This is a genomic window from Virgibacillus sp. NKC19-3, assembly GCF_019837165.1.
GTDB classification, from domain to species: domain Bacteria; phylum Bacillota; class Bacilli; order Bacillales; family Amphibacillaceae; genus Virgibacillus_L; species Virgibacillus_L saliphilus.
In genome coordinates, this window is sequence record NZ_JAGYHC010000001.1 from 3,957,607 (window position 1) to 3,982,513 (window position 24,907).

Here is a 24,907-nt window from a genome sequence, read left to right on the forward strand (position 1 = left end):
ATGCTGACACCTGAGCTATTTATTTACCACAACCCTATTCATTCTATAAGTTTTATTCTAAAAAGTCCTTCACCCATTTACTCCGGCTGGGATGGCGGAGTTTGCGTAATGCCTTAGATTCGATTTGACGAATTCTCTCCCGCGTTATATCAAAAACTTGACCAACTTCTTCAAGGGTACGCGAGTGATCATCATCAAGTCCGAAGCGAAGTCGTAATACATTTTCTTCCCGATCCGTTAATGTATCCAATATAGCTTCCAATTGTTCTTTTAAGGATTCATAATTGGCTTGTTCCGATGGAGATAATGTTTCTTGATCTTCAATAAAGTCACCTAAATAAGAACCCTCTTCCTCTCCTATTGGCTTATCCAGTGAAACAGTGTCTTGCGTAAGCCTTAAAATATGATACACTTTGTCAAGTGGCAGATCCATTTCTTTGGCAATCTCTTCCGGAGTGGGTTCGTGACCAAGCTTTAGCAATAATTCGCGCTGCACGCGCGTCAATTTATTTATGGTTTCCACCATATGGACAGGCTTACGTATAGTTTTTGATTGGTCCGCAATAGCCCGTGTTATGGATTGACGTATCCACCAAGTAGCATACGTACTGAATTTAAATCCTTTACGATAGTCGTATTTCTCCACTGCCTTCATGAGCCCTGTATTGCCTTCCTGAATCAAATCTAACAACTGCAAGCCTCTTCCCGTGTAATGCTTCGCCAGACTGACAACAAGACGAAGGTTGGCTTCTGTCAGTCGCTCTTTAGCTACCTGATCCCCTTCCTCAATCCGACGCGCTAAGTCGACTTCTTCGTCAGCCGACAATAAATCAGTCCTGCCAATTTCTTTCAGATACATACGAACGGTATCATTGGTTTCTATCCCTGTCAGGTTACTAAAATCAGTCGCATCAAGTTCCACTTCTTTTGCAATCTGTTGAGGTTCGGGGTCTTCTTCAACATCTGCAATCACTTCAATACCTTGATTATCCAGGTACTCATACCATTCATCTAACTGGTCACTTTTCAATTCAAAACCCGATAACTGGCCAGCCACTTCTTCATACGTAAGCGTGCCTTGTTTCTTTCCTAAGTCAAGCAGTTTATCTTTAACCTGTCCAAGTGCTACTTCCCTTTGATTGCCTTTTTCTTGAACGGCGTTATTTCCAGTCATGAGCATCCTTCCTTTTATTAATGAACTCTATACTCGTTAGAAAACTTGGTTGTCACCAAGCCTTTGGATGATAACCAAAGCCCGCACTTATGCAGTAAGAAAGCACTTTATACTTTCTTACTGCCAAGTCAAAACAGAAAGGGACCAACCACACGAATGCCAATCATGTAATAAATCCCTTTCTGCCTATGTCCAACCTAATTCAAACATTGTTCGTAATACCTGTTCTGTCTTCTACCTGTTTTGCATATATGTGATTGATTTAGCTTGAAAGGTTTGCCTCTTTGAGGTTTCCCCATACACATATATGTAGATTGTCATTATAACAGCTCTTCATAATAGAAAGCAAGAAAACAAAATGAATCGTATTAGATTGTATTAAATGCCTTTTTTACAATAATCTCCCATACAACAGCAGCGCCTCATGCAGCTAGAATCCACTCCCATTCACTTCCCAACACCCGATGCTACCTCTAAAAACACATGGATTAAAAACGCCATCAATAGAATTCCAATACTATCAAATGCAACATCCAGCAAATGGCCATCCCTAGTGAAATAGGGCTGAATCAGCTCTGAGGCGAAGGCAAGCCCCAACGTGATCCAAACGGCCGCCTTTAATCGTTTGATGGCAAAGAAAATCGTTAGCACCCATATGGCGAACATGAAAAGGTGCCCGATTTTTTGTATTAGTACATCAAACCGAATTTCATATATCTCGAAAAATGAAAAATCCGGATGTGATGTCATTTGGATATCCAAAGCACCGTGGTCCAGCAACGCGATTAGATCCGAGGTGAATAAAAAGGCAATCATCACTGCTGTCCAGCAGCACATAACAATAATCCGCAAAACGATCTCTCCTAAAATGATGGGCGGGAACCAGCCTGAATGAGCAATAGCTTTTGAACATGATGATTCATGATGTCATGCCAAAAGGTTGCTGTAACATTTTATGTTAAAACCGCGTTTGATAAACATCCTCTTTGGATAGGTCTCCTTCTTTCACAACCTCATTCTCAATTTGTTTAAAATACCGCAAATAAACGCGCTCGTTATATTTATAATGCTCTTTACGTTGCACGATTTCTTTTGCATAAAGAGCCCCTATCCCGGTTTTGATAGTGGCAAAATCAGCAACACTATCTTCCTTCACATTGAATATCTGATCCACTCTTCCGCCCTTCATTCCCCTTACCGAAAACGTCTTCACTTGTTCTAGATATTCGACATGGATTCCGTAATTTTGTTCGAAATAATCCACCAAGTGATTGCCGTTTTTTCCAAGCGGGAGAGCTACCCCAGGCCATACACAACAAACAATCTCCTCCTGCTTCATTAGTTTCATCGATAACAGGCTCCTTTACGAATGTTTATTTCAACTAAAGCAAATGCTTATCTTATACGATTCTTTCCCATTGTCCAAACCTTTTCACCGTGTCTCTAGTATTCATCCAAGCTTAACTGCTCAGACATCTGCCAATTTACTTTTCCAATATCTAAATGGTCGATGTTTCATTATAAATACTCATGACCAAAACCTTCGCTCTCATTGGGAAACTTTTCCTGAAAGTAATTATTACTGATGAATAACTAAACTTCTATATTGACAATTATAACAGTTTTTTTGATCGTGTAGGTATAATACAAATTGGCCTTAATTGCTATCCAAGGCTACTCGGTTACTCCAGCTTATACGACTCCCCACACAAAAAAAGACACAACCCACCAAAGCTGTGCCTCACACCATCTAGTTATCAAAGCCTATCTCCTCTTCCCTCTCACCAAGCCTAATCCGCGCCTCACTCGGCTGCGTCTCCGCAATAACCTCACCATTCCTAAACGAATACCTAGTCACAGCCTGCTTCCGAATCACCTCATATTCATTCTCCGCATCCAAGACAATAAAGTTAGCAGGTTTGCCTTCTTCAATTCCATAATCCGCTTCAATTTGCAGGGTCTTGGCACTATTTTTCGTGATCAAATCAATGGAATTTACAATTTCATCATAGCCCATGAGTTGTGCAGCATGAATTCCCATATGCAATACTTGCAGCATATTTCCTGTTCCCAGTGGATACCATGGATCAAATATATCATCATGGCCAAAGCAAATGTTGAGTCCCGCTTCCTGCAGCTCTTTGACCCTGGTTAGCCCTCTTCGTTTTGGATACGTATCAAATCGTCCTTGCAGGTGGGTGTTTACAAGCGGATTGGATATAAAATTAATCGAAGACATTTTTAATAGACGAAATAATTTAGACGTATAGGCATCATTGTAAGAGCCCATTGCTGTTGTATGGCTCGCTGTTGTGCGTGTGCCTAATCCACGTTCGTAGGCCTCCTTCGCGACAACCTCTACAAATCGCGATTGTTCATCATCAATTTCATCACAATGGATGTCGACGAGTCGATCATATTTTTCAGCGAGGTCAAAAGCATGCTTCATCGACTCTACGCCGTATTCTCTTGTGAATTCAAAGTGAGGAATACCCCCTACGACATCCGCGCCCATTTTCAATGATTCTTCCAGTAATTCAAAACCATTCGGATAAGATAAAATCCCTTCTTGCGGGAAAGCAACAAGCTGAAGATCCACGTAAGGAGCCATTTCTTCCTTTACCTCCAGCATGGCTTTTAACGCTGTTAATGCCGGATCTGTTACATCTATATGTGTACGTACATGCTGGATCCCTTGAGCCATTTGCATTTTTAACGCCTGTTTTGACCTGGCTTTTACGTCTTCTATCGTTACCGTTTCCTTTCGCTCCGCCCATCGTTGAATACCTTCAAATAAGGTTCCGCTTTTATTCCATTCCGGCTCGCCCGCTGTTAATGTGGTATCTAAATGAATATGCGGCTCAATAAAAGGCGGAAGGACAAGCGCACCTTCCACATCAATAACTTCCTTTCCCTCAACATTGTCGAATGTTTGTGTAATTTCATGGAACTTCCCATCCTCTACAACCAAGTGCCACAGTCCATTTCTTCCTCTAAGTGTTGCATTTTTAATAATCATGAATGACCTCTTCCTTCCCTTTCATTTTAGCTGGTAAGGCTGCCTGTTGCGGTATACATTTCATCAACCCTACATAAATAATCACAGAACCTAATAGGGAATTGATTGGCGGAATACCTGGAGCAACATTTGCAATGGCGACTCCGGCTGCCCATGCGACTATTGCAATCCAATTTACTTGTTTGAATGTCATGGTGTCAAACGGCCTGTATTTTCCACGGTTTAGTAAAAAGAAATCTGCTAATATAATGGCTCCAATCGATGGTAATGCGGTACCTAGAACCGTCAAGAACCCCATAAAATTGTTATAAAGCCACATTGCTGTTACCGTCCCTATGATGCCGTTGAAAACAACAATTTTGTGTTTCGGGATTTTTGTAATGTTGGAAAACCCTAATCCTGATGCGTATAATGCACTATCATTGGTCGTCCATATATTCAATCCGAGAACGATGATGGCCGGAACCATTAGCCCTTGTAAAAACATCACGTCCGATATATCACTCATGCCAAAAGCCATAGCTCCGACTGCCCCGAATAAAAACATCAGCGAATTGCCAAGAAAGAAGGCAATGATATTGGCAATCACAGCAGACCGTGATGTTTTCGAGAAACGAGCATAATCAGGCGTGAGCGTGCCCGCACTAATAAAAGAGCCAACACAAATGGTTAATGCAGCTGCAATGCTTATTGCCTGCGTCGGTTCATAATCAAATAATCCTTGTATCCCTCCAGCTGCACCAGCTGCGTCCACCATCGAATAACTCCCAAAAACAGCAATAGCAGGAACAGCGATAAATCCTAATAGTGTTAACATCTTGATCCCAAAAATGGCGGATACCGTCATCAACAGGCCAAAAATTCCAATTAGGACATAAACATTGACTCCGGTCGCTTTTGCAACAGGAACGGCAAACATCGCAAGGCCGACACCAAACCAACCTACTTGTGTGGAAGCTAGCAAAAAGGAAGCTATATACGATCCTTTTTCACCGAATGCATAGCGAGCTAATAAATGGGTGGACAGCCCCGTCTTTGCTGCGATATGTGCTAATGCTCCTGTATAAAGCCCAAGTATCAAATTCCCGGTTAATACAATCCAAATAAACTGCATAAACGATAGTCCTGTTCCGAGTTCCCCTCCAGACAACATACTTGCGGAGAAGAAACTTAAGGAAAGCATCACCGCGAGAATCTTCCAAAAACCTCTCCGATTTGCTTGAGGCACTGCCTGTAACGCGAATTCTTTTTCTACACTTGCCATACCGATCCCTCCAGTTATTTGTTGGTTAGAAACTGGTACCGAAGAGATTAGGATTAAAAAAACTCCTTGCCATTTCTGACAAGAAGCCTTTTTGCACAATGAACGCAGGGGGCTCCTTCATATAGGTTAGCCTTGCAATGTTCATTAGTTCCGAAGTCCTTGTCAGCCTCACTGGACTGAATTAAAGGTACCAGTATTTAATTGAGTATATTATTACAGAAACATTGTACATTGTCAACTGCCTTTTCAGGTGGTATCGTTCTTAGAAACCCTCCATTCCTAATAATGACTACTTCACCACATATGTCTCTTGCGCCGCTTCCTCCAAAAACCTACACGGCTTCCCATCAGCAATTATGGTCAGTGCATGCATGGCCCGCGTGCAAGCAGTATAAAAGAGCGTTCTATCCGATTCTTTGCCATAATGGGCGTCGGTAGCATCCGGAATAATAACAGCATCAAATTCGATTCCCTTTGCTAAATAAACAGGAACAATGAGGAGTCCTTTCTCAAACGCATGGGTTTCTTCATTGATTTGATGAAATGCCACTTTTCCCTTAAGGGCTTCAGCTACCGCATCGCTTTCCTGACGTGTTTTACAGATGATTGCCGTTGTTTCATATCCTTCTTTCGTCCATTCATCCACCCATTGAAGCAAGCTTTTCGTTCGATCATCAGGATCATGGATAAGTACAGGCTTGCTTCCCTCCCGGTTAAATGGTTCAATCATTTCTCCTCCAGGGGCAAAATACTTCGTGAATTCTACAATCTGTTTGGTCGAGCGATAACTTTTCGTTAATGCAATCCGTTCTTCATTTGCCTCATCATCTACGGCTGTAAGTGGATTTTCCGTCATGGCGTACGTATAAATGGCCTGATTCGTATCGCCAAGCAATGTCATTCGTGTATACGGGAACATATACCGAATGTAAGCAAATTGGAATGCAGAATAGTCTTGGGCTTCATCGATAATCATCTGACGCACCGAACGATCTGTCGTATCTCCGAAAATACGGCTCTGAAAATATAAATAAGGTGTTGCGTTTTCCCATGTCAAATACCGTTCCTTCAGTTGTGTTTGAATAGATGCAGCCATCTCCTGCCAATCCGTTGGCGCTTGTTCCGGCTTCCATTCCGCAAACAACGCTTGATATGTTGCAGGAATATGAACAAATTCAAGATTTCTTACGCGTTCTTTCAGTGGTGCAAAAACACGCTTGACCATTTGGGAACGTAGAATTTCTTCCTCATCCGTTATACTACCACCGTCCTCTTTGCCCTCCGACTGATGATAGGCCTCCATGTAATCTTCCTTATCAAGCAACTCGACCTTTTCCATAACCCAGTCCTTATTTAATTCTTCCTTCTGCTGCATTTGCACTTTCTCCAGTAGCCATTTTGCAACCAATTCCAATTTGTTCGGAATAGCAATGTCCTCATCAAGTGCGTAGAAATAATCATAGATTTGCTGTTTGGAAGCAATCGTTTCACCCCGAAAAGCAATTCGCTTAAACTGAATCCCTGCTTCATGTAGTTTTTCCACATATGCATCAATCATCGCTTTAAAGTCCAGACTGGCCAAATACTTCATGCTCTTCATTCGTGTTGTATATTCTTGGCTCTCTCCCTGCGCCAACACATACTCCATTTGCTCAAATGGGGACTCTATTGTAAATTTATCCATGATTCGCTTCTGCATATAATTGAGAAAAGTCATTTGTCTCACGTTCGTCTCGCCAAGTTCTGGCAGTACATTTGAAATATAGCTGCTAAATAGCGGATTTGGTGAAAGTAGCATGACATTATCCGCATGCAACGTTTCCCTGTAACGGTACATTAAGTATGCGATTCGCTGGAGAGCTGCGCTTGTTTTCCCGCTTCCGGCAACGCCTTGTACAACAAGGAGACTACTGCGTTCATTACGGATGATCTGATTCTGCTCTTGTTGGATCGTAGCAACAATACTCTTCATCATCGTGCTTGCATTATTTCCAAGCGCACGCTGCAGTATCTGATCACCGATGGTTACCCCTGTGTCAAACATGCCTTCAATGCTGCCATGGCGAATGATAAACTGTCTTTTCAGTGTCACATCACCTGTAATTGTCGTCTCACGGGTTCTATAACTCGCCTTTCCAGTAGAATAATCATAATAAAGACTCGAAATAGGCGCACGCCAATCATAGACGAGGAAATCCTGATCATCCTTATCCATGAGCGAGGAAACGCCAATATAAATAGCCTCTTTCTCTGTGTAGGCGTCCTCCTTAAAATCAATTCGCCCAAAATAAGGCGAATCTTTAAGTCTATCCAACGTTTTCAGCCTCTCTCCTACCTTTCCATGGAACCTCTCCTTTTGCGATAAGAGTGTCGCTTGTTGCTTAATACTTTCCTGCGTCTCGATGACATCATCCATTTCCTCCACATTAACTGTGATATCATCCCAAAACGTTCTCCGAAGCTCCACGACATCCGCTTTTAATCCCTTTGACTGTTGATATAATTTATCTTCTTTGGTTTTAATCTCCTCGATAATGTTATCGACCCGCCGCTGTTCCATGGCACGTTCATCCATTTCATCAACCCCAACATTCCTTTTTGTTGACATCCTAATTATTTTGTAGTATAATTGATTTTAGGATAAATATACTTATATTTAATTAGGAGTGCTAACTAATATAGTTTAGCACTTTTCGTTGTTTACATCAACTCGTTCCTTAAGGGGACAGGTTCCTTGTCCCTCTAACATGTATGGAAAATGAGGGTATTTCTTTATTACGAAATCACTATTTTTCCCTGCCTCATGCCAGCTCCCACAAATCATGATTAGGTATCGATGCTTTTGTTTAATATTTCACATTCCTTTTCTGAAATTAATCTTGGAATCTACTATTTTAAACAGGTTAATATTGTAATTTTCGCCAAGATATATTATAATAAAATTGTGATATACTTCACATAGTTTTTTATCAGAAAGGAGCAATAACATGAAGAATTTTATAAGTATACTAGGAACAAACTCAGATCATTCCACGAACCGTCTATTGTTGCAATTTATTCAAAAGCATTTTGCAGACCAGGCTAACATTGAGATTTTCGAAATAAAGAAAATACCTGCCTTTAATAAACCGGAAGACAAGAAAGCACCTCGTGAAGTACAAGAGCTTGCGGATAAAATTAGGGAAGCAGATGGTGTGATCATTAGTACGCCGGAATATAACCATTCTGTACCAGCGATATTAAAAAGTACGTTAGAGTGGTTGTCCTATACAGATCAGGCGTTAATTGATAAGCCTGTAATGCTGACTGGAGCTTCCTATGGAAGATTAGGTTCTTCCCGTGCTCAAATACATCTACGTCAAATGCTTGATGCACCTGAATTGAAAGCGCGTATTATGCCCAGTTCTGAATTTTTAATAGGGTATTCGTTACAAGCCTTTGATGATAATGGTAATTTGACAGATCAACATAAAAGAGAAGAACTCGAACGAATTTTTAATGACTTTGTGCAATTTGTAGCTATCACGAATCAATTAGTTCACGCGAATCAAACGCCTGAGAACAAAGCAACAAATTTCTCATGGGAGATTATTTAATTACTAGGAGGTATATCGATGAAACTCGTTGGAATCGTTGGATCAAATGCTGATTTTTCTTATAATCGTCTATTGTTAAATTTTATTGCAAAAAATTTCAAGAAATTAATTGATGTGGAAGTGCTGGATATTAAAGATGTTCCAATGTTTAATCAATCGGAGGATCAAACAAATAGTGAAGTAATTCAACAGTTAAATAAAAAAATTGTGGAAGCAGATGGTGTCATTATTGCTACACCCGAATATAACCACTCTATTCCCTCTGCATTACAAAGTGTCTTAGAATGGCTATCGTTTAAAATACATCCTCTTGATGGAAAGCCGGTAATGATTGTGGGTGCTTCTTATGATGTCCAAGGGTCTTCACGGTCTCAATTACATTTGCGACAAATATTAGATGCCCCAGGTGTGAATGCTGTCGTCATGCCGGGTAACGAATTTCTATTAGGCGAAGTGCATCAAGCGTTTGATGAAGATGATAATCTAAAAGATACGGCAACAACGCAATTTTTAGAAAGTTGTATCAAGAAATTTATTCGCTTCATCAACGTTGTCAATGTCCTGCAATCACCTGAAGGGATGAAAGATGTATCTAGTGCAGAAGATTTATATGCGACTGGAACAGTTGATACTACAATTGAAGGTGTTGACATGTCCGCCGACGACTGGGTTGAACAAGCTGCCGAAGCAACGCAAGCTGTTGAAGGGAACACTTACGTTAAATTAAATCGTGGTATTTTGACAGTTAATCAGATCAATCATTTCTTAAATTCAATGCCGATGGAATTGACTTACGCAGATAGCAATAATCAATTCTTATATTATAACCACAAGTTTGACACCGAAGACATGTTAGCAGCACGCAAGCCGGAACAAGTCGGTAGTCCACTAGCAGAATGTCATCCAGAAAGAGTATTTAGCAGCGTTTCTTGGGTCATACAACAACTACGTAATGGGAATGAAGATGTTGTACGAACGAAGGTACCAACACACGGACCAGATAAGTTTGTTGTCCATAGCTACCAGGCAATACATGATGAAGATGATAATTTTATTGGCATCAACGAATATGTACAAGATATTCAGCCGATTATTGATTGGTATTTAGAACAAACTGGTCAGCAGTTAACCGGCGGCAGTGTAGATGCCGTATCCGGGGCGACTACAAAAGTAGATACCGTATCCGGAGCAACAGCTAAAAATTAAAGAGAAAACAAAAAGAGGTCATTACGGCCTCTTTTTCGAAGTTGGTTCAATGATCTTGAAATAACGCCCAACGTCTTTATGGAAGGGATAAGATAGAAAAGTTCGTTTCCTTTATTAGAGATTGGAACATATGTCATAACGTCCTTTACGGTCCAATACTTCATTACTTATGATACGGTTCTCCCCGCATAATCCGAAACCCGCGATAAATCTGCTCTAACAAAATCAATCGCATCATCTGATGGGGAAACGTCAACGTCGAAAATGACAGCGCCAAATCACTCCGCTTCTGCACGGATTCACTAATGCCAAGTGATCCGCCAATAACGAATGCGATGTTGCTTTTTCCATACGTCGCAAGCTTGTCCATCTTTGCTGCCAGCTGCTCGGAACTAAGCTTTTTTCCATTAATCTCAAGCGTGATAACATAAGTGTCATGGCCAATCTTGGATAGGAGCCGCTCTCCTTCTTTTCGCTTCACCTCCTGCTCCTCTGCCTCGCTCAAATTTTCCGGAGCTTTTTCGTCCGCTACTTCCGTGATTTCCACCTTGGCGTAGGTGCTCAGGCGTTTTAAGTATTCCTCGATGCCTTGCTTGAGGTATTTTTCCTTTAGTTTTCCAACTGCTAGGATTGCTATTTTCATGTAAAATACGTCCTTTTTTATTTTCTCTTGTAGTTAGCTTATCATATAATGCTAGGATACCACATTTGCGTTTTTACTTTTCTAGTTATATCCCCATGAATGACACATTGTTTGCCGCTTCATATCTTCTGAATACTCAAAATGGTATACTTATTGTACAAATTTGATTTTCAATAAAAGTAGCTTTATGCAATCGGCAGTTCTGGTACAAGTAAAAATGAAAGGAATGAATTTTTCCATGCTATGGATTGCGACACAAGATAATAAAAGTTTGATGAATGTAAAAGAAATTACGGTAAACAGGAAAAAAGTAGAAGGTGTCATCGGCAGTGGTGCTATGGCTCATTGGGGTAAAACGTTAGGTACGTACGAAACAAAAGAAAGAGCATCAGAAATCCTTAATGATATATTTGAAAAGATGGCAGAAAGCAGCAGTATTTCCGTGACATATATGATGCCTAAAAAGTAAGGAATGAACCGATTATAAATATAACCATTACTTTTACAAGTGTGCGTATCAGGTACGAAAAACGAATAAGGCTCCTTCATTCCCTAGCTTAACGGAACAAAAGCAGCTTCTTAACTAACTTAATGATATTATACTGTCCGAACAAAGCACAAGAAGGCAGGAATAATCGATGATGCTCGATTAAGATTTAAATAGGGAGTGAGTGACATGATGTGGGTTAAATCACTACAGACAGCAATAGACTACATGGAGGATCATTTACTTGACGACCTTCCGATAGAGCGCATTGCCCAACAGGCTAATTTCTCCGTTTTTCATTTTCAGCGTACATTTTCGATATTAACAGATATATCTGTTGGTGAATATCTTAGACGTCGTCGCCTAACATTAGCTGCCTACGAGTTAACCAGATCAGACGCCAAGATTATCGATCTCGCCTACAAATATGGTTACGAAACTCCTGAAGCTTTCACAAAGGCTTTTCGACGGCAACACGGAGTAACACCAAGTGAAGCACGAAAGTATACGGGAAAGCTAAAATCTTATAATCGCCTGGTAGTACAGGTGAATGTGAAGGGAGCAGAACCAATGCAGGTCAAAATGGTTGAACGTGAGGGATTTCAGATTGTAGGGCTTAAACAGAATTTTTCATTGATTAATGAAGATAATCTAGTCGGTATCCCCCAAATGTGGGATAAGGTATACAGAGAAGGTAGTTACAAGCGATTGTTTAGCATGAACAATGGTCCTGTTGAAGGTGTATTAGGTGTATGTGTTGAAAAGAATTCCCAATCCATTGATTATTGGGTAGCCACAGCACACAGGGACAGTGCGCCTGATGAATTATCAACTTTGGAAATTCCCGCATCCAAATGGGCTATATTTGAGGTTCACGGACCGATGCCGGATGCTATGCAAAAAGCGTGGAAACAAATTTTTTCAGAATGGTTTCCTTCAAGTGGTTACAAGCACGCAGGTACACCAGACCTAGAGGTATATTCAGGTACAAATCCATCCAATCCTGATTTATATTCAGAAATCTGGATCCCTGTAAAATAGGCACCTATATGACGCCTTGAATCACTGCTTCGAGTGCATAAACTAATAAAGATAGCCCATGCCTACACATGAGCGGTCGTAATAGACGGAACCCCGACAAGAGGGGACTGTCAGCTTAGGATAACAATCCCTCACGTAGGTACCGACCCCCGAAAGTTAGAGTACAAAATCTAATTTTCGGGGGTGTTTTTATGGTCTTTGTCAGACAGCCATCGTAAACACCACTAACATCTCAGGAGGACATCATGAGTATTAGCGCACTAACAATGTCCATGGGCATCGTCTCCCTCACCGGGAAGGCTCTTCTCTGTTGACTCGACGAGCATATGGAAATGCGTTCCCTTCTAATTTTAAAGGTTACGCGTTTTCTCACCCCTCATTCTCCAACTTCTACTAACTAAAAGATGCGCTTGACAAAATAAACGATCACCATTAAAATTTGATTGATTGATCAAATTAAATATTGTCTAATCAGAAAGGAAGGGCATATACATGGATGAATATAATAATCTCCCCCGTTGGTTCCAACGTATCATCCCGTTAATAAGTGTTATTTTTTCTATACTCGCTTTTTCCTATGTTATATACTTATACAGCCAGGAATCATTAGAATTTGTGCAATGGATCCGTTTGATTATCTTTACGATTATAGGTGTGGTGTTACTATTTTCCGCCATTATTTATGTTTTTCATGCAGAATTGGCTTGGAAAAGCCTCATCGGTGGATTGGGATTGTTACCTATATTGCTATTGTTACAGCTTTTTCTATTTCTTATGACGGTTATAAGAATGGCTATCGAATCAATTTTTCAGGGAAGCCTTCCTGAGCCGATTCAATTATTTATTGAAAATTATCCGAGTACATTTGATATTGTTATATTATCGGTACTTTTTATCATTGGTCTATTATGGATTATTGATAAGCTCAGGAAAAAATAAAAAGAAAGAAACGGGGGAACTACTATGGCGAACCAACCATCATTTATAGCGGAAGCAAGGCAAGAACAAATTATAAAAGCTACGATTGAGGTGCTTGACGAAATCGGGTATGTCCATATAAGCCTGGCCAAAATTGCCAAAAAGGCCGGGGTCAGTACGGGGTTAATCTCCTATCACTTTGATGATAAAGACGATGTGTTGAATAACACATTAATGTATTTATTACAAATGCAATTTAATTACATTAAAGAAAAAGTATCAAAAGTAGAATCCGCTTATGATCAACTCATTGCTTTTATTGATGCTTCCTTAGCTTATCAAGGAACGCATAGAGTCAATAATATCGCCTTGATTGAAATTATTTTTAATGCACGTACGGAGGATAATGTACCTTATTATAAGGTATCCAATGATGAAGAAGATCCATTGTATACGTATTTGCAAGAGATTTTACATGATGGGCAGGAAAAAAGGGAGTTTTCCACATTTAATACAAAGAGTATCTCTACCATAATACAAGGCGCTATTGCGGAAAGTATGCTTACCAATGGAGAGAGATTTGATTTAGAAGCATATAAGAACGATTTGGTTCATATGGTGACCAAAATGGTTAGATGAAGTTTTTATTACACTACACAGCTCTGTATTAGGGGATTTATTATGACGGAATTATATACGGATAACGTAACTAAAAAGAAACGTGCACTATCTCTAGATCTAGCACGAGGGTCGATGTTGTTTTTGATCATACTTGCACATGTGCCATTGTTTTTATACATGATAGAACCAGGTGTCATAACAAAAGTAGCTGGCAGCACGCCTTTAGATCATTTCTTAAATGTTTTAATGGAAATAATAGTAGATAATCGGGCGCGCCCATTATTCGCAGTACTGTTTGGCTATGGTCTCGTCATGATTTACCGTAAACAATCGGAAAGAAAGAGTGCAAAAGAGGCAACTCGCATTGTAAAAAGACGTTGCTGGTATCTGATTGTTTTTGGCGCTATACTCGCTGGTGTTGCAGGTGGACAGGACATTCTAATGACTTATGGTATTGCTGGACTTCTTCTCGTTTCCAGTTTGAAAAAGGATAATTCGAAAATAAAGAAGTATGTGCTTATTTCTACGATCCTATGTCTCCTGTATATACCCATTTTCTGGGGCGGTATCCTAGTGGGTAACCAATCTTACGGGTTACCCGTAGAATTAACAGGGCACGAAACATACGTCAATACCATGCTTGAACGACTGATTGCGATACCCATTATTCCATTATTTACACATATCTTCTTCCCGATTATTCCTTCCGTACTAATGGGAATTTGGTTAGGAAATATAAATATATTAATGAAACCGCAAAATCATATCAAACAACTTAAACAATTAACCATAGGCGGCTTAACCATTTCACTTGTTGGTGCCATACCACTGGTACTGATTAATGATGTTTGGTTTCCAAGTCTCTTTAACGCCGGCCTGGCATACGGTATTCATATACTCACTGGCTTTGCAGGCGGTATAGGCTACGCAACCTTATTTGGGCTGTTCGAAGCCGGTATGAAATATCAAGGCGTCATTGTGAAGGCAATCGCAGCAATGGGAAAACGTTCCTTAACCTTTTTTGTCATACATGAGGTTTTCATCGTTCTACTATTGTCTCCCATCGCCCTCAATTTAGGTGCATATTTAACTGTCACAACTTCTGTACTACTCGGCAGTATAATGTGGATCATTACTTTATCCGTCGCATCCTTCATGGAACGTCGTCAAATAGAAGGGCCATTGGAAACATATATGCGTTATTTGACTTATAAAAAATATGGATAAAAGTCTTCGCAAATGTTTCATGACAGTAAAAGATGAACCCTGTATACTGGTGCACAAATGATCGGGTGTATATATGTAAATCCTGCTATTCTATTGACGTAAGGAGGTCCTATCATGGATTCGCTTAAAAATATGAATAATGCCATGATGTATATCGAGGAGAACCTTACGAACGAAATAGACTTTCAGATGGTGGCAAGGTTAACGCATTGTTGCGAATATCATCTTAAACGAATGTTTTCCTTCCTTGCAGGAATGACGTTATCCGAATACATTCGCCGCAGACGACTTAGCTTAGCAGCATTTGAGCTTCATCATAGCAGCAAGAGAATCATTGATGTTGCGCTTCAATATGGGTATAACTCACCAGACGCTTTTACGAGGGCCCTTCAACAGTTACCTGGTGTAACACCGTCAGAAGCAAGAAAGAATGGAAACCAATTAAAAGCCTATCCACCGATGACCTTCCAATTATCAAGTAACCGAAGGAGCTGAAATTTTATCGATCAAAAGTAACGATTTAACGGCATCACCCGTTAAAAGTGAAATTTGGATTCCAGTATTGAAAAAGTAAATGACATTGTAGATGATGGAGCTGTTTCGACAGCTCTTTTTTTATTTAAGAATGATTTAAGAATTACCTAATCTTGATTTTATATTTGGTTTATATAATAAATACAGCATTCAAACAAAGGAGGAAATAAGTTGGGAAAAATAAATCAACGCGTTCGTATAGGAAGAATCGTCTTTCTTGCATTAGCCATTATTTTCACATTATGTGTGGTGGCTCAGCTATTTTTTGCAGGCATGGCTACTTTTATAAGCCCGGTGAATTGGGGGAAGCATATGATATTTGCCCATTTATTTGGTTTTAATATTCCGGTTGTCATGTTGGTCTTTGCATTTATCGGTGCGTTACCACGCTTTGCATATTGGCAACTGTTTGGCATTCTCATTTCGATGTTTCTTATGTATTTCACCGCGAATATTACAACAATGTTGCCATGGCTTAGCGCGATGCATCCCATTTTCGCGGTTTTATTATTTATATTGTCTTGCTCCATCGTTTTAAACGTATGGAAATGCACATTTGATAATAAAAATATTCAGAAAGGAGAGGCATAATATGAGAGTCTTTATTGCTATAATTGTCGGTTTAATCGGGGGTTTTATTCTTGGTATTGCGTTATCAAGTTTTATCGGTGTATTGGGAATGCTATTATTTAACGAGCCAATAGGAATAAAATTTCTTTCTTATTTCACAGCCATTATTTGCGCTGTTGTTGTACCGATTATTGATCAAAAGAATCTGAAATCAGGTAACTGATATGCTACACTTTTCTTAACAACTAGCGTAGGTTAACGCTCGCTGGTTTTAAACGATGGAAGAAGTAGGTGACGTTCATGTCCATTAAGAAACGATTACTATTATCTAATATAGGGATGATTGTACTTCCGATTATTGGCTTTTTTCTCGTTGAAATAATAATAGGGTACGTGATGTTTATCATTTTAAAAGGCAATCCAAAAGGTTCGGATTTAAACCTATTTTTAACGTTTCGCTTTATCGCGATGGTACTCATCTTGATTACGACGAATGGACTACTAACATATTATATGTCTAAAAGTATTATTGTACCGATAAAACAATTAACCCAATCAGCAAAGAAGATCCGTGAAGGGGATTTAGAATATCGTGTTGCTACTAGTAAGAAAGATGAACTTGGCGAGTTGTCCAATACATTTGAATCCATGAGGCTAAGTCTGAAACAAGCAAAAGCGGATCAAGCAAGGTATGAGCGCAACCGCCAGGAGCTAATCGCAAGTATTTCCCATGACTTATCTACACCTTTAACCTCGATAAAAGGGTACGTCAAAGGGATACAAGACGGGGTTGCGAATACGCCGGAGAAACTGGAACGATATATGGATATCATTTACAAATCAACGAACGATATGGACGAGCTAATTGAAAGCCTATTCCGATATTCCAAATTGGATATCGAACAAATCCCGCTTTCATTTGAAGACGTAGATTTACATTCTTTTTTCACTGATTTCATTGATGAATTGAATTTTGACCTGGAGAAAGAAGATGGAAGGGCCACGCTACGTGCTGATAAAGATGGCGATTATATTGTAAAAGCAGATCGTGAGCAATTAAGACGCGTCGTAAGCAATATTGTCCAAAACAGTCTGAAGTATATGGATAAAGAGCGTAAGCACAAGATTGAGGTCACTTTAAATTCGAAATACCAGCAAGTTACGATTGAAATCAAAGATAATGGGAGGGGGATTGCTAAGGAAGATATCCCCCACATCTTTGAAAGCTTTTATCGAACAGACGCATCAAGAAACTCCTCCACAGGGGGAAGTGGGCTTGGGCTGGCCATTGTTAAAAAAATAATAGAAGCGCATGGCGGTAACACTTGGGCTGGGGGCAAGCCAGGAGAAGGGACAAGTATTTATTTTACACTAAAGAAGGTGTCGGATTGAATAAAATTTTAATCATTGAGGATGAAATGCATATTGCTGAACTGGAAAGGGATTATTTAGAAGTAAATGGATATTCCTCTGACATCGTAACTACTGGTGAAGAAGGATTGCAACTTACGAAAGAAAATAATTATGACCTTATTATCCTGGACTTAATGCTGCCAGACGTTGATGGATTTGACATTTGCCGGCAACTTCGCGAGCGGTTAGATATTCCTATTCTAATGGTGACAGCAAGAAAAGAAGATATTGATACCATTCGTGGGTTTGATCGTGGTGCTGATGATTATATCCAGAAACCCTTTAATCCGAATGAACTTGTCGCGAGAGTGAAAGCTCACTTGTCCAGGTATGAACGACTTGTGAAAAAGAACAGAGAACCAAATGCAATTCATGTAAAAGGACTACACATCGACCTGAATGCACGCAGGCTCTATGTTAATGGAGAGGAAAGAGAATTACGTGCGAAGGAATTTGATTTACTCGTATTGTTCGCTTCCCATCCAGACCACGTATTCACGAAAGAAGCATTATTTGAGCGAATTTGGGGAATCGACGCATTCGGAGATATTACAACCGTCACCGTCCACATTCGAAAATTAAGAGAAAAAATAGAGGAAGACCCCTCCAATCCGAAATATATTGAAACACTTTGGGGAGTGGGGTATCGGTTTAGGAAATAAGGGACGTGGGGACAGGTCCATTGTCCCATTTGTGGGCTTAAATGCGGGACAGTAAACCTGTCCCCATAGAGCCATCTGCCCCTCTGTCCCTAACTTGTAGCGCCCATTCCGCCATCAACACGATATTGCGATCCAGTAATAAAGTCACTTTCGTCTGAAGCTAAAAATAATACTAGGTTTGCGATATTCCTCGAGTCTGCATAGTGTCCTAAAGGAATGCTTTCTGTAATTTCCTCTTGTACCTGTTCATCTCCACTCCCTTGGCTTGCACTTTGGCCTTGATGTACGGTTTTCATCATATCTCCGGTCACAGGTGCTGGATGTATCGAATTCACGCGAATATTATTTCCTGCTACTTCTAAAGAAGCTGTTTTCGTTAAACCGACTACTGCATGCTTAGAGGTTGCATATGGTACCATATTGGGACTTCCTCTTAATCCATCTACAGATGAGGTGTTAATAATACTTCCATGTTGTTGTTTTTTCATCACTGGAATAACATATTTCATGCCTAGGAAAATCCCCGTAGCATTAATAGATAAGACCTTATTAAAGTTATCTAATGACTGATCTTCAATGGAAGCCACTCCTCCGATGATTCCTGCATTGTTAAAGAAAATATCGACGGAGCCAAGCGTATTTACGGTCTGTTCAACATAATTTTTCACATCTTCTTCTTTGGTAACATTTGCTCCGACAATCATAACATTATCATTCGATAATTCCTTCTGTGCTTCTTCCAACTTAGACTTATCCATATCAACTAAGGCTAATTTCGCTCCTTCACGAAGAAAGGTTTCTGCTGTTTTTTTGCCTAAGTTTCCAGCACCGCCAGTATATAGCAACTTTTCCTTCCAGTTTTCCCATGGGTATCTCTCCTTGTATATTTTATGATATATAGGTATTTTCCCCTATTTATTTTAGATGAAACAATACAAAACAAAAGCCCCACTAATTGGGACAGTAAACCTGTCCCTGTGTCCCACAAGTTCTTTACATCTTTCTCATCCAACCCTTTACAAATTCAATTTTTCCTGTATCATATATCATAATGATACATATCATAAAGATAGGTGAATGTCATTGAAACAAACCAACAACACAAAATACGCCATATTAGGATTACTCACTACAGGTTGTCACACAGGATATGCGATAAAACAACTGATGGACCAAAGCCTAAATCATTTTTGGAAAATCAGCTATGGTCAAATTTATCCCACGTTAAAACAGCTTGTTGCAGATGGCCTTGCTACTGTCCAAGGTGCATCGCAAGAAGGAAAGCCGGACAAAAAGGAATACTTTCTTACTGAAAAAGGAGAGGCGAAGCTGCGGGCATGGCTTCAGGCTCCAATAAATGCAATAGCTACGGAAAAAAATGAAATGCTCTTAAAACTATTTTTCAGCCGTCATCAAAGTAATGAAGCAACCATATCCCAACTCGAACAATACAAAGAAAAACTGCATGATCGCATGTATACGTATGATGCTCTCGAGAAAATGATAACCTCTGATTTGTATAATAAAGCGGATGCAGCTTTCTGGCTTTTCACCCTGGATTACGGAAAACGGACAACGACAGCCGCTATAGAGTGGTGCACGGATACGATTCAACAAATACAAAGTTGGCAGGAGGAATAAAGATGGGTAAAACCGTATATGAAGGCCGTTACACGACGGAAAATGATCAGAGCATTGTTGTATTTCTCATCGGGATGCGAGTGAACAAACGACGTGCCATAGGCAAATGGCTTCCTGTTTTCACTGCGATGCCAGGAATGATCAGAGAACTTTATGAAAATAAGGAGGAACTTGGTTTTCTATCCATGGAGAACTTTTTCGGACTCCGAACGACGGTCATGATCCAATACTGGCGATCAAATGCGGATCTGCTGGCTTACGCGAGAGGACAAAAACATTTAACGGCTTGGAAAAATTTTAATCAAAAAGTGGGAGACACAGATGCGGTTGGTATCTACCATGAAACCTACATCGTGCCTCAGGGCAATTATGAATCCATCTATGGAAATATGCCGCTTCACGGGATAGGCAAAGCTGCAAAGCATATGCCCGTTACAGGGGAAACCATTTCTGCTAAGAAAAGATTGGCGTCTAATGCAATGCCAAAATTATCGGAGAATTAGACCCCATTAAACTACAGTCAAAAATATACTTTTAACCTTGACAGCTTAAAGTGTAACTAATATAATTACAGTTAGTCGAGGGGGAAAAGTAAATGAAAAGTGAATTCTCATTGACGGTACTAAGTTTGGCAATGCTCGCGGATTCACCTGATCAAATGACGACTAGTGATGTCATTGCAGATAGTGCACTTGTACATCCAGTAAGAATTAGAAAAGTATTGGCAGAGTTGAAAAAACACGGCTATATAGAATCCAAAGAGGGATCAGGCGGTGGCTTCATACCGAAGAAATGCCCTGATCAAATTACACTGGATGATATATATCGATTAACAGCAATGGACACATTGAAACCGAAGTGCCCGGAAGGTGGAGACCACTGTTACATCGGTTCTAATATTGAGACAGTACTAGATAAAATTTTAGCTGACACTGAAGAACAAGTTATCGCTTATTTACGAAACTACTCCATCAGTGACGTATTAGATTTAATAAAAAAAGAGCACGTTTTATAGTTCTTTTTTTTTTAAAATAACTGTAATGTTTTATAGTACAGTTCAATGTCTATTTCATTATTTTCATTTTACAAGTTAACCTCGAGAAAAAATTTAAGGAGTTGTTGTTTACAAATCTTTTTTTGTACACAAACTGTAATTTAAATTAATACAGTTTGATGAATTGAGTAACACGCAAACATAGGGTTGTCTCTTGTCAGAGAGACTAAATTAATTATTAACAACACAAGGAGGAACTATACATGAGTGTTAAAGTCGCTATTATTTATTACAGTTCAACAGGTACCAATTATCAATTGTCACGCTGGGCAGAAGAAGCCTTACAAGCAGAGGGGCATGAAGTGAGAGTCGTTCGAGCACAAGAGCTGGCACCAGCAGCAGCCATTGCAAAAAATCCCGCATGGGAGCAGCATCTGGAAGAAACGAAAGATGTTCCAGTAGCGTCGCCGGATGATCTTGATTGGGCAGATGCCCTTATTTTCAGTACGCCGTCACGCTTCGGAAACGTTCCCGGTCAAATCAAACAATTTCTTGATACAACAGGTGGCCTTTGGTTTACAGGGAAACTTGTGAATAAAGTGGTCAGCGGCATGTCTTCTGCCCACAATCCACATGGTGGCCAGGAAGCCACCATCAAAGCACTCTATACAACGATGGCTCACTGGGGAGCGATTATCGTCCCACCTGGGTACACCAGCGAAGCTGCAGAAACTTCCGGTGGTAACCCTTATGGAAGCTCCGTTACCATCGACAACGAGGATAAGATGATCGAAGACGTTGAACAAATCGTTAAAGATCAGGCAAGAAGAACAGCCGAAGTTGCTGACTGGATTAAAAAAGGCAAACAATAAGTAAAAGTTAGCATTTGAATGTCCTTTTCCTGCATAATGGATACAAATGGAAAAAATAAAATAACAAAGGTGGGGGATGAAGATGAAATTAGCAAATAAAAAAGTTGTCATCATCGGTGGTTCTTCCGGGATTGGCCTGGAAACGGCAAAACTAGCCGTTGAACAAAACGCGGAAGTCATTATCGCCGGCCGCTCTGAAGATAAACTACAACAGGCGAAATCAGAAATTGGCTCCAATGTCACAACCCATACCCTTGATTTTACAAAGGAAAAAGAAGTTCAGGCATTTTTTGATAAGATCGGAAAACTGGATTCACTCGTAGTGACTGCAGGAATTGCTACATATGGCAATTTCCTTGAAGTCGATACTTCTCAGGATCGTGATTTGTTTGAAGGTAAATTCTGGGGACAGTACCACGTGGCAAAATATGCTGCTCCGAATCTCGCTGAAGATGGATCTATTACCCTCTTCTCCGGCGTAGTTGCTTATAAGGCAATGGAAGGGGCATCTGCCTTAAGCGCGGTTAATGCTGCGGTATCCGGGCTTGGCCAAACATTAGCACTGGAACTCGCGCCAGTTCGCGTTAATGTCGTTTCCCCTGGAGTTATCGACACGCCATCACGCTATGGTATGCCTGAAGATGAGCGCAAAGCGTTCTATGATGCAGTTGGAGGACAATTACCAATGAAGCGTGTCGGGCAACCGGAAGATGTGGCAGAAAGTGTCATTTATTTACTGCGCAACGGCTTTTCCACCGGAGAGGTTCTTCATGTCGAAGGTGGACACCGATTAATATAATGAACGAAATAATAAACAGTGCAGGGATATTCTTCCGTTTATTATAACAGGGACACAGGGACATGGGGACAGGTTCATTGTCCCATTTGTGACCCCATGTCTAAGCAGGATTCACTTTTCTTATTCCAATAATTGAAAGAACCAATGCGATTGGAGGAACAAGAGGTAATATAAGCATCCAACCCATGAAGTACATGATTGGAGCCAAGAAAGCAATCCCGCCTGAAAGAATCGGTAATTGGGACTTTTTCTGCAACCCATAAATAGACAAGAATAATCCTGCTACGATGACTATCATTAGAGATATGTTAAGCAACATGATATACACCTCCAACTCACTCATAAACCCAGTTTATGCCTTTATACTAACACGAATGATTATCAAAATTCTAATGATAAGATATACACGAGAGGCAAGGACAGGGACAATGGACCTGTCCCCATGTCCCATTACTCATCAAATTCATGCCCAGCCAGCGCATGTCCAATCGCATCCTCTATTGCCGTTACCGAATCATCCAAATGATTATTGATCATCACAGCGAATATCAACCTTTCCCCGTCTGCAGCTGTAACATAGCCAGATAGTGTTGATACACCAGTTAATGAACCAGTCTTGGCCACCACGTTACCCCGAGCAGGTCCTTCTGTCATCCGGTCTCTTAATGTTCCTCCGACGAGGCGTTCCGGATCTCCCGCTACCGGCAAAGAATATTCGAATGCTGGGAACCAATCTTTATCCTGAATCGCATATAGCATTTGCGTTAGATCATTCGCAGGGATCATGTTCTTATGTGACATCCCGGATCCATCACGAAGCATAATGGTATCGCCATCCATACCGAACTCCACCAGCGTATCTTCTATGACTTCAAGTCCTTTATCCCAGGACCCCTCATCACGGGCGACTTTACCCATTTCTTTGGTCAGTATTTCCCCGTGGCCATTGTTGCTTAATTTCATAAACGGAATGAAAAGTTCCTCGATTGGCATAGATTTTTTTGATGTAACAAGAGAGACATCTTCAGGTGTAACACCCGTCCCAAGCTTCGAATTTCCTGCAAATGTAACGCCATTCTCTTCTAAGGATTGTTTGAAAACATTCAGCGCATATCCGGTAGGTTCCCAAACGGAAGCCCAAGACCTGTAGTCCGAACCACTTGCTGGCATTTCTCCTTCCACAATGATGGTATTGGAACCATGCTCCCGTTCGATGGAAATGTCTTTATCTTCTGTGTCTGCAACCATCTCCGTGTTATTTACGACCGTGACATAATCGGTTTCTGGCGTAATCTGTATCTCAGCCTGCTCAGCGTCAGCATCAGCACTCACCTCCACAATAACCGTTCCTGCATCATAATCTTTATCCGGCGAAAGGGTCAAAGCAGACACTTGAGCACCTGTGTGAAAAGGTTCATCTGACCAATTCAGATCCTCGGAAAGACGAACATCGTCGTACCAGCTATCATCCGCAATCACATTTCCTTGTATTTTATGAATGCCTTGATCCTTCAAATCTTTTGCAAATTGATCCAAGTCTTCTTTCAATAGCGTGGGGTCGCCCTTTCCTTTCAGATAAACGTTCCCTTGTAGGACGTCTCCTCTAAGTTGTCCGTCGGTCCATACTTCCGTTGAAAATTGATACTCTTTTCCGAGCGTCTCCATCGCTGCTGCGCCTGTCAGTAACTTCATATTGGAGGCTGGATGCAGTCGTGTATCACCATCGCGGGAATAAAGCATGTCACCAGTATCTGCTTGCCGAACACTCACCCCGCCCACCGCTCCATCCAGACGCTCATCATCCAGGATGGCATCCATTTTTTCTTCCAATGCGCCCATTTCTTTTATTTCTTCTATCGATTCTTCGGATGCCGTGACAAATAGGCCTTCTTCCTGCTTCATGAATGGAATCACTGCTAGTATTGCAATCAGGAAACAGAATAGCAACTTTTTTATAGGATTTTTCGATAACATACACGTGTCACATCCTTCTTCATTTGAATACTTCTAATAGAAACTGCTCTATTTTCCATCTTTGTCTAATAACCCTGTACTAATACAGGACTCCCTGATATTTAGGAGCCTTGGACAAAAGTAAGATGAACAACGCTGTAGACGTATGATACATCGTTTAGCGGAGGAAATATACGTAGATTCCTGTGGGTGGACAGGCCTAGAGACTCCGAAGTGCGTAACACGAGGAGGCTCACCAGCCACCCACGGAAA

At 40.6% G+C, this 24,907-nt stretch carries 26 protein-coding genes and 1 pseudogene; 17 read left to right on the plus strand and 10 right to left on the minus strand.

The genetic code is table 11. From position 1 onward, the window contains the following. Positions 1-52: 52 nt before the first annotated feature. The 6 genes from rpoD to helD form a co-directional block, all read right to left on the minus strand. Positions 53-1,174 carry an RNA polymerase sigma factor RpoD gene (rpoD, locus tag KFZ56_RS18900; RefSeq protein ID WP_222643761.1) on the minus strand — a complete coding sequence of 374 codons (1,122 nt, stop codon included), beginning with the start codon at positions 1,172-1,174 and terminating at the stop codon, positions 53-55. 447 nt (positions 1,175-1,621) lie between these two features. Beyond that, entirely contained in the window at positions 1,622-2,026 is a 405-nt protein-coding gene (locus KFZ56_RS18905) for a VanZ family protein (protein WP_222643762.1), read from the minus strand. A gap of 106 nt (positions 2,027-2,132) precedes the next feature. Then, complete coding sequence (locus tag KFZ56_RS18910; RefSeq protein WP_222643763.1) at positions 2,133-2,522, minus strand: hypothetical protein; 390 nt, start codon at positions 2,520-2,522, stop codon at positions 2,133-2,135. A gap of 402 nt (positions 2,523-2,924) precedes the next feature. After that, the gene (locus KFZ56_RS18915; RefSeq protein WP_222643764.1) at positions 2,925-4,193 is read right to left on the minus strand and encodes a cytosine deaminase; all 1,269 of its coding nucleotides are present in this window, start codon (positions 4,191-4,193) and stop codon (positions 2,925-2,927) included. Further along, positions 4,183-5,457, minus strand: a complete 1,275-nt coding sequence (codB, locus tag KFZ56_RS18920) for a cytosine permease (RefSeq protein WP_222643765.1) — start codon at positions 5,455-5,457, stop codon at positions 4,183-4,185. Before codB ends, KFZ56_RS18915 begins: the two co-directional genes overlap by 11 nt. Positions 5,458-5,746: 289 nt before the next feature. Next, entirely contained in the window at positions 5,747-8,032 is a 2,286-nt protein-coding gene (gene helD, locus KFZ56_RS18925) for an RNA polymerase recycling motor HelD (protein ID WP_255585250.1), read from the minus strand. Positions 8,033-8,444: 412 nt separating this feature from the next. On the opposite strand from helD, the gene KFZ56_RS18930 reads away from it, so the two are divergent. Both KFZ56_RS18930 and KFZ56_RS18935 read left to right on the plus strand, forming a co-directional pair. Beyond that, the gene (locus KFZ56_RS18930; RefSeq protein WP_222643768.1) at positions 8,445-9,053 is read left to right on the plus strand and encodes an NADPH-dependent FMN reductase; all 609 of its coding nucleotides are present in this window, start codon (positions 8,445-8,447) and stop codon (positions 9,051-9,053) included. An 18-nt stretch (positions 9,054-9,071) separates the two neighbouring features. Then, the gene (locus KFZ56_RS18935) at positions 9,072-10,259 is read left to right on the plus strand and encodes an NADPH-dependent oxidoreductase (RefSeq protein WP_222643769.1); all 1,188 of its coding nucleotides are present in this window, start codon (positions 9,072-9,074) and stop codon (positions 10,257-10,259) included. A 163-nt stretch (positions 10,260-10,422) separates the two neighbouring features. Here KFZ56_RS18935 and rlmH read toward each other — a convergent pair whose 3' ends face one another. Further along, positions 10,423-10,902, minus strand: a complete 480-nt coding sequence (gene rlmH / locus KFZ56_RS18940; protein ID WP_222643770.1) for a 23S rRNA (pseudouridine(1915)-N(3))-methyltransferase RlmH — start codon at positions 10,900-10,902, stop codon at positions 10,423-10,425. 187 nt (positions 10,903-11,089) lie between these two features. On the opposite strand from rlmH, the gene KFZ56_RS18945 reads away from it, so the two are divergent. The 10 genes and pseudogenes from KFZ56_RS18945 to KFZ56_RS18990 all read left to right on the plus strand — a co-directional run bounded on the left by KFZ56_RS18945 (position 11,090) and on the right by KFZ56_RS18990 (position 18,375). Beyond that, positions 11,090-11,371, plus strand: a complete 282-nt coding sequence (locus KFZ56_RS18945; RefSeq protein ID WP_255585251.1) for a hypothetical protein — start codon at positions 11,090-11,092, stop codon at positions 11,369-11,371. A gap of 207 nt (positions 11,372-11,578) precedes the next feature. After that, positions 11,579-12,430 (plus strand): AraC family transcriptional regulator, encoded by an 852-nt coding sequence (locus KFZ56_RS18950; protein ID WP_222643771.1) that lies wholly within the window; start codon positions 11,579-11,581, stop codon positions 12,428-12,430. Between the two features lie 492 nt (positions 12,431-12,922). Next, positions 12,923-13,369 (plus strand): hypothetical protein, encoded by a 447-nt coding sequence (locus KFZ56_RS18955; RefSeq protein WP_222643772.1) that lies wholly within the window; start codon positions 12,923-12,925, stop codon positions 13,367-13,369. A gap of 24 nt (positions 13,370-13,393) precedes the next feature. Continuing rightward, positions 13,394-13,987: a TetR/AcrR family transcriptional regulator gene (locus KFZ56_RS18960; protein ID WP_222643773.1), complete on the plus strand. Its 594-nt coding sequence runs from the start codon at positions 13,394-13,396 to the stop codon at positions 13,985-13,987. A 42-nt stretch (positions 13,988-14,029) separates the two neighbouring features. Continuing rightward, on the plus strand, positions 14,030-15,196 hold the full coding sequence (locus KFZ56_RS18965; RefSeq protein ID WP_222643775.1) for a DUF418 domain-containing protein: 1,167 nt from the start codon (positions 14,030-14,032) through the stop codon (positions 15,194-15,196). 114 nt (positions 15,197-15,310) lie between these two features. Next, positions 15,311-15,673 (plus strand): annotated as a pseudogene (locus KFZ56_RS18970) (helix-turn-helix transcriptional regulator); the annotation flags it as partial. 228 nt (positions 15,674-15,901) lie between these two features. Next, positions 15,902-16,321, plus strand: coding sequence for a DUF6220 domain-containing protein (locus tag KFZ56_RS18975; protein ID WP_222643777.1), 420 nt, complete (start codon positions 15,902-15,904; stop codon positions 16,319-16,321). A gap of 1 nt (position 16,322) precedes the next feature. Further along, positions 16,323-16,523 (plus strand): DUF5957 family protein, encoded by a 201-nt coding sequence (locus KFZ56_RS18980; RefSeq protein WP_222643779.1) that lies wholly within the window; start codon positions 16,323-16,325, stop codon positions 16,521-16,523. Positions 16,524-16,600: 77 nt separating this feature from the next. Beyond that, on the plus strand, positions 16,601-17,692 hold the full coding sequence (locus tag KFZ56_RS18985) for a sensor histidine kinase (RefSeq protein ID WP_222643781.1): 1,092 nt from the start codon (positions 16,601-16,603) through the stop codon (positions 17,690-17,692). After that, positions 17,689-18,375 (plus strand): response regulator transcription factor, encoded by a 687-nt coding sequence (locus tag KFZ56_RS18990; RefSeq protein ID WP_222643782.1) that lies wholly within the window; start codon positions 17,689-17,691, stop codon positions 18,373-18,375. The genes KFZ56_RS18985 and KFZ56_RS18990 overlap by 4 nt, the downstream gene beginning before the upstream one ends. Before the next feature lie 89 nt (positions 18,376-18,464). Here KFZ56_RS18990 and KFZ56_RS18995 read toward each other — a convergent pair whose 3' ends face one another. Next, complete coding sequence (locus tag KFZ56_RS18995) at positions 18,465-19,220, minus strand: SDR family NAD(P)-dependent oxidoreductase (protein WP_309228332.1); 756 nt, start codon at positions 19,218-19,220, stop codon at positions 18,465-18,467. 238 nt (positions 19,221-19,458) lie between these two features. Here KFZ56_RS18995 and KFZ56_RS19000 point away from each other — a divergent pair, with 238 nt between their 5' ends. The 5 genes from KFZ56_RS19000 to KFZ56_RS19020 all read left to right on the plus strand — a co-directional run bounded on the left by KFZ56_RS19000 (position 19,459) and on the right by KFZ56_RS19020 (position 22,681). Then, on the plus strand, positions 19,459-20,016 hold the full coding sequence (locus KFZ56_RS19000) for a PadR family transcriptional regulator (protein WP_222643783.1): 558 nt from the start codon (positions 19,459-19,461) through the stop codon (positions 20,014-20,016). Between the two features lie 2 nt (positions 20,017-20,018). Next, complete coding sequence (locus KFZ56_RS19005) at positions 20,019-20,519, plus strand: DUF4188 domain-containing protein (RefSeq protein WP_222643784.1); 501 nt, start codon at positions 20,019-20,021, stop codon at positions 20,517-20,519. A 92-nt stretch (positions 20,520-20,611) separates the two neighbouring features. Next, positions 20,612-21,031, plus strand: a complete 420-nt coding sequence (locus tag KFZ56_RS19010; RefSeq protein ID WP_222643785.1) for an RrF2 family transcriptional regulator — start codon at positions 20,612-20,614, stop codon at positions 21,029-21,031. Positions 21,032-21,273: 242 nt separating this feature from the next. Beyond that, positions 21,274-21,882 carry an NAD(P)H:quinone oxidoreductase gene (wrbA, locus tag KFZ56_RS19015; protein WP_222643788.1) on the plus strand — a complete coding sequence of 203 codons (609 nt, stop codon included), beginning with the start codon at positions 21,274-21,276 and terminating at the stop codon, positions 21,880-21,882. 82 nt (positions 21,883-21,964) lie between these two features. Then, entirely contained in the window at positions 21,965-22,681 is a 717-nt protein-coding gene (locus tag KFZ56_RS19020; RefSeq protein ID WP_222643789.1) for an SDR family oxidoreductase, read from the plus strand. 100 nt (positions 22,682-22,781) lie between these two features. On the opposite strand, the gene KFZ56_RS19025 is transcribed toward KFZ56_RS19020, so the two are convergent. Together KFZ56_RS19025 and dacB are read right to left on the minus strand one after the other, a co-directional pair. Next, positions 22,782-23,000: a hypothetical protein gene (locus KFZ56_RS19025; RefSeq protein WP_222643791.1), complete on the minus strand. Its 219-nt coding sequence runs from the start codon at positions 22,998-23,000 to the stop codon at positions 22,782-22,784. Positions 23,001-23,131: 131 nt separating this feature from the next. Next, positions 23,132-24,655: a D-alanyl-D-alanine carboxypeptidase/D-alanyl-D-alanine endopeptidase gene (gene dacB, locus KFZ56_RS19030; protein ID WP_222643792.1), complete on the minus strand. Its 1,524-nt coding sequence runs from the start codon at positions 24,653-24,655 to the stop codon at positions 23,132-23,134. Positions 24,656-24,907 lie beyond the last annotated feature (252 nt).